The organism is Gallicola sp. Sow4_E12 (assembly GCF_052116305.1).
Taxonomy (GTDB): Bacteria; Bacillota; Clostridia; order Tissierellales; family Peptoniphilaceae; genus JBQKLI01.
This window is the reverse complement of sequence record NZ_JBQKLI010000011.1, coordinates 72,424-83,623: the sequence shown is the minus strand read 5'-3', so window position 1 is coordinate 83,623 and position 11,200 is coordinate 72,424. Positions and strand designations below refer to the sequence as shown.

General features: G+C 36.9%; 12 protein-coding genes. 11 read left to right on the top strand and 1 reads right to left on the bottom strand.

Annotated features, from left to right (window positions below):
- Positions 1-392: 392 nt before the first annotated feature.
- Complete coding sequence (locus ACTQ46_RS07490) at positions 393-1,289, bottom strand: YihY/virulence factor BrkB family protein (RefSeq protein WP_441748591.1); 897 nt, start codon at positions 1,287-1,289, stop codon at positions 393-395.
- A 474-nt stretch (positions 1,290-1,763) separates the two neighbouring features.
- On the opposite strand from ACTQ46_RS07490, the gene hpf reads away from it, so the two are divergent.
- The 11 genes from hpf to ACTQ46_RS07435 all read left to right on the top strand — a co-directional run bounded on the left by hpf (position 1,764) and on the right by ACTQ46_RS07435 (position 11,200).
- On the top strand, positions 1,764-2,297 hold the full coding sequence (gene hpf, locus ACTQ46_RS07485; RefSeq protein ID WP_441748589.1) for a ribosome hibernation-promoting factor, HPF/YfiA family: 534 nt from the start codon (positions 1,764-1,766) through the stop codon (positions 2,295-2,297).
- Positions 2,298-2,479: 182 nt separating this feature from the next.
- Entirely contained in the window at positions 2,480-2,641 is a 162-nt protein-coding gene (locus tag ACTQ46_RS07480; RefSeq protein WP_441748587.1) for a hypothetical protein, read from the top strand.
- A gap of 9 nt (positions 2,642-2,650) precedes the next feature.
- A complete protein-coding gene (deoD, locus tag ACTQ46_RS07475) occupies positions 2,651-3,352 on the top strand; it encodes a purine-nucleoside phosphorylase (protein WP_441748585.1) in 702 nt (233 codons plus the stop codon).
- Between the two features lie 8 nt (positions 3,353-3,360).
- Complete coding sequence (gene deoC, locus ACTQ46_RS07470) at positions 3,361-4,005, top strand: deoxyribose-phosphate aldolase (RefSeq protein ID WP_441748583.1); 645 nt, start codon at positions 3,361-3,363, stop codon at positions 4,003-4,005.
- Positions 4,006-4,097: 92 nt separating this feature from the next.
- Positions 4,098-5,432 (top strand): aspartate kinase, encoded by a 1,335-nt coding sequence (locus tag ACTQ46_RS07465; protein ID WP_441748581.1) that lies wholly within the window; start codon positions 4,098-4,100, stop codon positions 5,430-5,432.
- Positions 5,433-6,012: 580 nt separating this feature from the next.
- Positions 6,013-6,759, top strand: coding sequence for a rhodanese-like domain-containing protein (locus tag ACTQ46_RS07460; RefSeq protein WP_441748579.1), 747 nt, complete (start codon positions 6,013-6,015; stop codon positions 6,757-6,759).
- A gap of 64 nt (positions 6,760-6,823) precedes the next feature.
- The gene (locus ACTQ46_RS07455; protein ID WP_441748577.1) at positions 6,824-8,308 is read left to right on the top strand and encodes a TIGR04282 family arsenosugar biosynthesis glycosyltransferase; all 1,485 of its coding nucleotides are present in this window, start codon (positions 6,824-6,826) and stop codon (positions 8,306-8,308) included.
- Positions 8,286-8,987: a TVP38/TMEM64 family protein gene (locus ACTQ46_RS07450; protein ID WP_441748575.1), complete on the top strand. Its 702-nt coding sequence runs from the start codon at positions 8,286-8,288 to the stop codon at positions 8,985-8,987. The genes ACTQ46_RS07455 and ACTQ46_RS07450 overlap by 23 nt, the downstream gene beginning before the upstream one ends.
- Positions 8,959-9,639 carry a TVP38/TMEM64 family protein gene (locus ACTQ46_RS07445; protein ID WP_441748573.1) on the top strand — a complete coding sequence of 227 codons (681 nt, stop codon included), beginning with the start codon at positions 8,959-8,961 and terminating at the stop codon, positions 9,637-9,639. Before ACTQ46_RS07450 ends, ACTQ46_RS07445 begins: the two co-directional genes overlap by 29 nt.
- Positions 9,611-10,264 (top strand): TIGR04283 family arsenosugar biosynthesis glycosyltransferase, encoded by a 654-nt coding sequence (locus ACTQ46_RS07440; RefSeq protein WP_441748571.1) that lies wholly within the window; start codon positions 9,611-9,613, stop codon positions 10,262-10,264. Before ACTQ46_RS07445 ends, ACTQ46_RS07440 begins: the two co-directional genes overlap by 29 nt.
- Positions 10,265-11,200, top strand: a complete 936-nt coding sequence (locus tag ACTQ46_RS07435; RefSeq protein ID WP_441748569.1) for a heterodisulfide reductase-related iron-sulfur binding cluster — start codon at positions 10,265-10,267, stop codon at positions 11,198-11,200.

Below are 11,200 nucleotides of genomic sequence, written 5' to 3'. Positions count from 1 at the left end.
TGTCGATAGCGGCGAGTTTAAAGGAAGAGGAATATCTGGTGGTGGAAGGTCGTTTTTGAATTTGAATTAATTCAAAAGTTTTGTCCATTATGCTGCCTCCTTTTTTTATTTCTAATCCTTCAACTATCCTAACACCTAACGGAAGAGGGGAGTTATGGATGAAAACGAGGGGAACGCTCGTTTTCTTCTTAGATAATAGCGCCCGCCACGTTATTTTTTCTTATTTCTAATTGAATTTATTTTCTTTAATCAAAAAAAGAGAGCTTTGCTCTCTTAAGGCTAAGACAAACTCAGGGGTAAGAGCTGAGTTTGTCTTTTTGATTTAATATTTTTTATATTATGAAGAAAAATGAATTCTTTTTTCGTTTTTTCTCCTCAACTTCACACTTATTTTAATAGTACTGTATCGCTCCAGGGATGCGGTCTTTTTGTATCGGAAGTTTTTTAACGATACAGCGGTCGTATAATGCGACAAATTCCGAAGTAAATAAAAGGGCGAGGCTGGAAAGGTTCAGCCAGATGAACAGTGCCATGATACCGACCAAGGGGCCGTAAGTAACGCTCATATTGCTGATATTCGATACATAGAAAGAGTATGCCAAGCTGATGATCATCCATCCGATCGTAGCCATAACTCCGCCGATGACTGCAGATTTTGTAGCAATCCTTTCTTCTTTTTCAAAATCCGGACCTCTTTTAAATAGAAAAGAGAATCCTAAGATCATGCCTGCGATAGGAATTGCGAAACGAATAGCATTAAATAGAAGCCGTGCTGGAGAATCCAATGTAAAGCTAAATAAGGATTCTATACTTTTAAGAATGACATCCCCGAAAACAAGGCTTGCCAGTACTGCAAAGATCAGTAAAAGCAGAAGAAATGTGAATAAAAGGCTTTTTAGCTGAACTCGGATAAAACTTTTGTCGTTCTCTACCCCGAAGGCGATATTCATAGCACGGATAATAGAGTTGACTCCCTTAGAGGAAGACCAGAAAGCAACGATTATACTCACAGAGATGATACCCGCACTGTTAGAGTTGATTATGCTGTAGATAATCGGTTCGATAGCGTTTACTGTTTCTTCCGGCAGAACAGATAAAAAGGATAGAATTTTATCGATATGATCTGCGGCAAACATCGTAAGGAGATTAAAGACAACTACGATAAAAGGGAAAAGGGCCAATATTAGAAAATAAGCTGACTGAGCACTCAAGTCGGTCATGCGGTGCTGCTGAATATTTTCTAACAGGAATTGTGCATAGGTTTTCAGTTTTTCTTTTTTTATAGCCATAGAATAAGTCCTCTTCTTTATTATTTGGAAATAAAATTATTTCCCGTGTTATTGTTATAGATCATTACTATGATATCATTTTTAGACTTTTCTGCAAAGATTACAAAGAAATCAATAATTATTATAAAAATTGTGTAAGAATTATGGATCTAAAATAGATAAATAATTAAAATTATGTAAACAAAATGTTATCCCACAAGTTATAAACAATAAAATTAAAGAAAAATCAGTTTACCCACAAGGTTATCCACATTATCCACAAAGACTTATCCTCTTATTGTGGATAAGTACATATGTTTATATCTTATGTTTCTGTGATAAATATACATTTAGAAAATAGAATAGAAGAAATTAACATATAAAATATGAATAATTGATATTATTTTCAAAATTCGGGTATATCTATATCAACAAAGCAAAAGTTTTGTAAAATAAAAAGTTTAATCAGACGATTAGATGGTTAGGAGGCAATGTATGAAATTAAATTATACCGGTAAAAACTACGATATCAGCAACACATTGAAGGAAGTAGCTGAAAAGAAAATTGGAAGGTTGGATAAGTATTTTAAAGACGATGTGGAGGGACGAGTAACCTTCAGCAGTCAGAAAAATCTTCGTATCGTAGAGGTGACCATCTTCTTGCCAGGTGTAGTTTTAAGAGCAGAGGAAGCATGCGATGAGATGTACACATCTATAGACCGTTGTGTAGATGCTCTTGAACGACAAGTTAGAAAATATAAAACACGTTTGCAAAAACGTAATAATACAGGAGAAACGATCCGATTCGAAAATATTGAATATGAAGAGCCGGAAACTCCAGAAGAAGGACCGGAAATCGTAAGAGTAAAAAGATTTGGCTTAAAACCAATGAGTCCGGAAGAAGCGGTATTGCAGATGGATTTATTAGGTCATAATTTCTTTGTGTTTTTAGACGGCGAGACAAACGAAGTCCAAGTTGTCTATAAAAGAAAAGATGGAAATTACGGCCTGATCGAACCGGAAGTATAAATAAGGCAGAAAGAGTCAACAATTGTTGATTCTTTCTTTTTTTAAAAGGAGTGGCCTGAATGAATATAGAAATCACGAAAAAAGCTGTGAACTTTCTAGAAAATACAGGGGAAAAAGAGATTATCATTTATATGCTGGCAGTATTCTGCTGAGGACCTACGAAATTTGAACCGCGAGTATCGATGGTGAAAAAAGAAGTGGATAAAGAACGATTCGATTGGAAAGTCCTTGAAGGAATCAAAATATATTATGATAAGAGATTTCAAAAAAAACGGGAGAGGTACAAGATAGATTATTCTCCTTCCTTAAACAATATTGTAGTAGAAGAAATATGGAGAAGATAAGGAGCGATTATGGCGACACCTCATATAGAAGCAAAAAAAGGCGAAATAGCGGAAACGATTCTTTTGCCGGGAGACCCTCTTCGGGCAAAATTCATGGCTTATAATTATTTAGAAAATGTGACCCAGTTTAATGCGACAAGAAATATGTACGGATTTACAGGAGAATATAAAGGCAAAAGAATCTCCATCATGGGGACAGGGATGGGCATTCCTTCCATGGGCATCTATGCTTATGAGCTGATTCATGAGTATGGAGTAAAAAATCTGATCCGAGTAGGTTCTGCAGGGGCCTACAGCAAAGATCTTAATCTATACGATATTGTAATAGCGATGGGATCTTCTTCAGATTCAAATTTTGCCCATCAGTTTCAGCTGGAAGGAAATCTATCGGCGACAGCTTCATGGGAACTGTTGTCGAAAGCTGTAAAAACTGCAGAAGAAAAGAATATTCCAGTAACAGTGGGGGATGTATTCAGTTCGGATGTTTTTTATAATTCAAACGCCGATGCTTGGAAAGGCTGGGAAAAAATGGGGATCCTTGCTGTGGAAATGGAAAGCTATGGGCTGTATTTGACTGCAAAGGCTGCAGGAGCCAATGCTTTGACAATACTTACCATATCCGACTCTTTCCATCTAGAAACGAAAACTACAGCAAAAGAAAGAGAAACATCCTTTACAAAAATGATGGAAATCGCACTGGAGCTGGGGTAGGAGAAAAGATGGAACTGAATAAATATATCGACCATACTTTATTAAAGCCGGAAACGACGAAGAAAGATATTTTCAAAATATGTTTAGAAGCTAAAAAATACAACTTTGCATCTGTATGTGTAAACAGCTCTTTTGCAAAAATTGTTCATGAGTTGTTAGAAGATACAGGGATTAAAACCTGTGTCGTGGTGGGATTTCCTTTGGGAGCCATGAGTCGGAAAGCAAAAGTTTATGAAGCAAAGGTTGCAGTAGAGGATGGGGCCGATGAAATTGATATGGTGATCAATATCGGTCTTCTCCTAAATGGAAAATCTGAAGAAGTTTATGAAGAAATTAAAGAAATAAAGGAAGTCTGCGGAGATCGTGTTTTAAAGGTGATCCTAGAAACCTGTCTTTTAGAAGATCTTCAAATAATAGAAGCCTGTCAGCTTGCAGAAAAAGCCGGAGCTGATTTTGTAAAAACTTCTACGGGTTTCAGCGAAGAAGGGGCAACTTTGGCGGATGTGAGACTTATGCGCCATACGGCAGGAGATCGTATGGGCGTGAAAGCAAGCGGCGGTATCAGGTCAAGGGAAGACGCCTTAGCGATGATTGAAGCTGGAGCCGATAGAATCGGAGCCTCCAGAAGTGTTGAAATCGTTTTAGGAGAATAAACCGTTAAAATTGATGTTTTGAACCTTAACAAACATTACTATTATGTTATAATAGCCCTAGAGTATATTACTACGAAGGGGAGTCGTTTTTAATGGAAAAACCTATTGTCGCCAAATTCGGCGGCTCAAGTCTTGCGAACAGCGAGCAGTTTAAAAAAGTAAAAAAGATTATCGAAGAAAATCCAAACAGACGTTTTGTAGTACCTTCTGCACCTGGAAAGTCAAATCCTGAAGATACAAAGGTAACGGACCTGCTTTATTTGTTATGGGATTTATATACGCATAATCAAGATTATTCAAAAGTTTTAGAAAACATTGCGAATAAGTATGAAGATATTGCAAAAGGTGTAGGATTAGATTTCGATATAACAGAACATATTGAGTTGATAATGAAAGAAATCGATGCGGGGGCATCTGTAGAATATGTGGTGAGCCGGGGAGAATATTTAAACGGAATTCTTCTTTCTCAGTACTTAGGATACGAATTTGTCGACCCTGCAGATTTTATTGTGTTCAACACAAGAGGACAGTTGGATGAAGAGCTTACGTATTCTTTAACCAGCAAAAGATTAGCAAAATTGGAAAATGCGGTAATACCAGGATTTTACGGATCTTTGCCGAATGGAAAGACGATGACTTTCTCAAGGGGAGGATCGGATCTGACAGGAGCTATTATTGCGCGAGGAGCCGATGCTCAGATCTATGAAAACTGGACAGATGTATCCGGTTTCTTAATAGCAGATCCTAGGATTATCAAAAATCCTCAAGGGATTTCAAGAATCACCTATAAAGAGCTGAGAGAACTTTCTTATATGGGCGCTTCCATTCTTCATGATGAAGCAATTTTCCCGGTTGTATCAAAGGGAATACCGATTCATATCAAGAATACGAATAAGCCGGAAGATGAAGGAACTGAAATCGTAGCAGACGGTACGCCATCGAAGGATCAGCCTAGAATTACAGGAATCGCAGGACGTAAAGACTTTACAGTGATCTATATCGAGAAAGTGAAGCTGAATCAAGATAAAAGCTTCCATAGAAAGCTTATGAGTATTTTAGAATCCAACGATATTTACTTAGAGCATATGCCCTCATCTATCGATTCGATTTCGCTTTTAATAAACGACGACGATTCGAAACCGTTAATCAACGACATTGTTTCTGAAATCAAAGCAGTCTGCAAACCGGACTCTATCGGCTATACTAAGAATATATCCTTAATAGCCGTAGTAGGTCATGGAATGCGCTATGCCTCCGGTACAGCGGCGACGCTTTTCTCTGCCTTAGCAGACTCTGATATTAACGTACGAGTGATCGTTCAGGGATCCAGCGAGTTAAGTATCATTGTCGGTGTAGAAGATCGTGATTATGAAAAAGCCATCAGTGCAATCTACGACCATTTTATTACAAGAACGAAAAAAGAATAATATCAGTTTTAAAAAAACATAAAGCGTTAAGGGAATGCTTTATGTTTTTTTGTGATATAGGGATCAGTAGGGGTTAAAATACGTATATTGTATAGAGTATGCTTTGCTGTTAGAATAAAACTTAAAGAAGACAACCGAATTACATAAGAAGGCTTGCGATGGATAGAAGATTAATAGAAAAGTATACAAAAGCGGCTGTACCTGTAATGGAGTTATAGCCTTGGAAAATGCGTTGATTTTCAAAGGAAGCTCAATAAGCGGTATTATGTTTCTTTTGTTTTTAATCGTAATATTTGTAAATAGTCTTCTACAGGAAGATACAACACACAAAACTGTTTCTATCTTTACCGTCATTGTAATAGGTGTTTTATATTTCTTGAAATAGAATCCTTTAAGAGATGTTTAACCCATGAAGTATCTAAAAGCTTAAAAAAACTCTTCGAGATATCGGGAAGAGTTTTTTGTTTATGAATTTCAAAGGGCAACGAGTTGCAAATAAATACATCTTGATAATAAATACACAAACCATTACTGTTGTGATAATATAGGGATAAAGATTATAAGAAAGAAGGAGATTTAAATGAAATTACAAAAATTGTTATTATGGGGTGCAGTACTTGCAGGATTGAGCTTAACAGCCTGCGGAAATACGGCTACACAAGAACAGACACAAACAGAGCAGACACAAAGTGCAACGGAAACTGCTGCCGTAAAGGAAATGACCGGAGAAGAGCTTGACAAGATCGTAGAAGATAATAAAGCAAAAGAGAATTATCTTGTGATCGATGTGCGTTCAAAAGAAGAATACGATGCAGGCCATGTTAAACATGCGATTAATATCAATGTTGACGAATTAAAAGACAACTTAAGCCGTATCGAAGCATACAAAGACAAAGATGTTGTTACAGTTTGCAACACTGGCAAAAAAAGCAAAACAGCTGCTGACGAACTTGTTGCGGCAGGCTTTACAAATGTGCATAATGCAGAAGGTGTAAAAGATTTTAATTATACAACGATGACAAAAGTAGCGAGTGTTTTAGCTCCTGAAATTCAAAAAGCAGCAGATGAGGGAAATGCCACCATTATCGATGCAAGAGATGCAAAAGACTATGAAGCAGGACACTTAAAAGGAGCTGTTAATATTACTCCTGACACAATCGATGAAAAAATCAGCGAAGTGCCAAAAGACAAACCAGTCTATACTTACTGCTACAGCGGAAATAAATCTTATGAAGTAGCAAATAAACTTTCAGAAGCCGGCTATGAAAATGTAAACAATTCATTAGACGGAACGAAAGAATATACAGAGTTCGTATTAGAAAAATAAGAAACTATGATTCGCAGGATATTATCCTGCGAATTCTTCTATCAAGAAAGAAAAGGGAGGTTTTATGAAAGAAAAGATTATTTTCTTTACAAAAGCGCCCAGACCAGGTTTTGGAAAAAGCAGGCTCAAAAATTTTCTGTCGCAAAAAGAAAGATATGATCTTTGTGTCCAGCTGATAGAAGAAAATCTATCGATTATAAAGAAATCCGGATACCCCTATGAAATATATTATGATGGGAAAAAAGAGGACTTAGACTTTGCAAACGGTTCCAAGAAAGAACAAAGAGGCAGCGGTCTCGGAGAGAAAATGTATTCTTCTATAAAAGAAGAACTTGAGAATGCAGATAAGGTTCTTTTGATGGGATCGGATCTTCAGGGGATATCGGTAGAACTTTTTCAGGACGCTTTTACAAAGCTTGATAAAAAAGATCTTATAATTGCTCCTGCAAAAGACGGAGGATACGGCTTGATCGGCATGAAGAAAAACTGGGATGTTTTTTCGGACATAGTATACAGCCGAGAAGATGTATTGGAAAAGATATTACAAAAAGCAGAGTCTTTAGGTTTAGAATGGAGCCTTTTAGAAACCCTTCGGGATATTGATACTTTGGAGGATTTAGTCTCTGTTGAAACGAATACAGATGAGATAAAACTTTTAGGACTGGGAGAATATAATATTAATTTTCTCTGCGATAATTCTTATGTCCTTCGTATCAATGTGGGAAGCCAGCTTCATTTAGGAGAAAAGCAGATCCCTTATGAGTATAATGCTCTTCGTGAAATTCAAAGTTCCGGGGTAGTGCCGGAGATATATGAATATAAAAGCCGGGGGAAATATCTGCCGCTGCCTTTTTTAACGATGGAATACATCGAAGGCCGGCCTTTGGATTATGATAAGGATTTAAAAACAGCGGCCTTTCTTCTATCACAGATCCACCGTTTAGAGCCAAAGGACTCCTCGCTGATACGGGAAGAAGAGCCCTTTCAAGGGATGTTTGACGAATGCAGCGCCATGTTCGGAACATACCGCAGCTGGCAGGATAGAGAGGATTATGTAGTCGATTTTGTGGACAGGTTTTTCAACACAGCGAAAAGTCTTGGGCTGTCAGAAAAAATCAAAACGCCAACTATTATCAATACGGAACTAAATAATCGAAATTTTATTATTGGAGATAGAAATGTAGTCATCGACTGGGAAAAACCGATTATTGGAGAAAAGGAGCAGGATCTAGCTCATTTTTTAGTTCCCACCACAACAAATTGGAAAACGGATAAAATACTAAAGGTTCATGAAAGGGATGAATTTTTAAAGGAATATGAAAAATATAATACTTTAGATCATCAAAAACTTGGAAAATACCTTGTGTTCAACTGCCTAAGGGGTATTACCTGGTGCAGCATGGCAAAGGTTGAGTACAGCTCACAGACAAAAGGTATTATAAATGAAGATACTCTTTTGAAAATCGATCATTTTTTAAGTCCGGAGTTTTTATCCTTTATAGAAAGAAATTATTATGAGGAATATTATGGAAATATTAAAACGAAATAAGAAAAAAGCGGCGCTGATAGGTATTATACTCTTTTGTTTAATTATTTATCTAGCAGTACCAGCAGTTAGAAATTCTATTAATGAAGCAGTTAAGGTTTTGTCTTCATCGGGGATAGAAGGAGTTATAGAATATATAAGAGGGTTTGGCGGATATGCTGCTGCTGTATCTTTTCTTCTGATGGTTCTTCAGTCTCTCCTTTCGCCGATACCTGCATTTTTAATTACATTGGCGAATTCTGCAGTCTTCGGATGGGTAAAAGGAGCGTTACTGTCTTGGACCTCTTCTATGGTTGGGGCGATGCTTTGTTTTTACATCGCAAGGATCTTAGGACGAGATGTAGTAGAAAAGTTTACCAGTAAAGGAAGCTTGGAATCAGTGGATGATTTCTTTAAAAAATATGGAAAATTTGCCATACTTGTGGCAAGACTTCTTCCTTTCATGTCTTTCGACTTGGTAAGCTATGCAGCAGGACTGACATCGATGAGTTTCTTGTCCTTTGTAGTCGCAACAGGAATAGGACAGCTTCCTGCAACGATTGTATACTCTTATATAGGAGGAACCTTGTCTGGGGGAGCCCAGAAGCTGATGATTGGTTTATTAGTATTATTTTCCCTAAGTATAATCATTTATGTGGCGAAAAGGATTTATAATGAGAGAAAACAGAAAAAAGTGGTTTAAAATAGGAAGTATAATAATCATAGGCGTACTGTCGGTAATAGCAGTACGTTTTATTTCCATCGAAACAATTCGAAACTGGGTGGGAGAAAGCGGTAAAAATGCTCCCTTGATCTATATCGGACTCTTCAGCATACTCCCTATCTTTTTCTTTCCGGTGCCGATTTTGGCCTTTGGGGGAGGAGTGCTTTTTGGAGTCCTAGAAGGAACCCTATATACTATTGTCGGGGCTGCAATAAACTCTGCGATTATGTTTTATATGACAAAATATTTAGGAAAAGACTTCTTTGAGGAGTTTCTAAACAAGAGAGTCAGTATTTCTTTACGTAAAAAGTTTTTGACGAAGAATCAAAAAACATTAAGCGGATTATTTTTTGTCTTTCGGCTGATTCCTCTTGTTTCCTATAATCTCATAAACTATATCAGCGGATTGACGGAGATTAAGTTTTTAAACTATATCGCAACGACGATTATCGGAATCATACCGGGAACCATTGCCTTTTTAAATGTAGGGGATAAATCTTTGAACATAGGAAGTCCTGAATTCTTCCAAGCAGTTCTTTGGCTTGTACTGCTCATAGCAGCATCCTCTATTGCCCTAAAAATATATCTTAAAAAGGAAGATCATGATCACAATTATCATTCCGACGTATAATGAAGAAGAAAATATTCTTCAGATTCAAAAGGATCTGGATCATCTAAAAGGAGAGTTCGAGGTGATTTTCAGCGACGGATTTAGTACAGATAAAACCTTTGAAAAAATATATTATCCTAAAATTCAGGAAACGAAATATCGTTCAAACCAGATGAATAGAGGGGCAGAGTATGCAAAAGGCGATATTCTATGGTTTGTCCATGGAGACAGCAGAATCAGTCCGGAAAGTGTTCTTCAAATTGAAAGAAGCGGAAATGAAATAGGATGTTTTACATTAGAATTTATATCGGCACATCCGTTAATGAGGATGGTGGCATTTAATTCTTCCCAAAGAGTAAAGTACCGAAATATTGCCTTCGGCGATCAAGGGATTTTTATAAAAAAGAAACTTTTTGAAGAGATAGGAGGTTTTCAGCCGATTCCTTTAATGGAGGATTATCAGCTGTCCATGACCTTGAAGAAAAAAGGGTACAAATTTCATTTATTAAAAGAAAAAATCCGTACTTCTTCGAGACGCTTCGAAGAACATGGGATTTGGAGAACGATTCTAAAGATGCAGATTCTCCAGCATCGATATAGAAGACATGGAGATATTAAAAAGATTTACAAGGATTATGGTGATTAGATGATAGAAAGAACGAAGAACGAATGCATAAAATGCGGGAAGTGCACCAGAAACTGTTTGTTTTTAGAAAAATACGAGATGAATCTTTTGGACTTTACGGACAGAGAAGAGCTAAGGTATCATTGTTTTATGTGTGGAAAATGCAAAGAAGTCTGTCCGAAAGACTTGTCGGGAGTTGAGATCGCTTTAGAATTAAGAAGGAAAAATCCAAAGGGAACTGCCGGAACGAAATGGATGAAAGAAAACTATAAACTGAAGAATAATTCGAAGCGACAAAGCAGCGATCTTCTTTTTCTAGGTTGTAATTATCCAGGCTACTATCCGAAAACTTCCGAAAAACTTATCGAAATCTGCGGTGAAATGGGGATAGATTTTTCCATAGACTGTTGCAAAAAGCCGGTGTATGAATCTGGAGCGAAGGCAAGTTTTTCCCCCTTGGAAAAACTGATCGAAGAGAAAAATACAAAAAGGCTGATCTGTGCTTGTCCCAACTGCTATCATCTTTTGAAAAAAAAGCTCGATATAGAAGTGATAAGCGTCTACGAGTTATTATATGAGAACAATATCGGCACTAAAATAAAAGGAATTCCGGAAATATTTTTCCCCTGTTCAGACCGGTATAATCGAGAAATTTTTCAGTCTATAAAAAAATATATCGATGATTATCAGGATAGTTTTTGGGAAGTAAACTGCTGCGGTCTTGGCGGAGGTGCGGCGAAAAACGAGCCGGATATTTTAAGGAAAACAAAGATCAGAATCGCAGAACTTCAGAAAGAAAATATCTATACCTACTGTTCTTCCTGTTCTGGAATTTTCAAGAAGTACGAATTAAAAAATATACGAAATCTTCTTTCAGAAATTCTTGGAGTAGAGGAAGAAGTTTCTGGAAACTATGCTAAAAATGTACTGAAGTTTAAGTTTAAACAAAGGAGATAA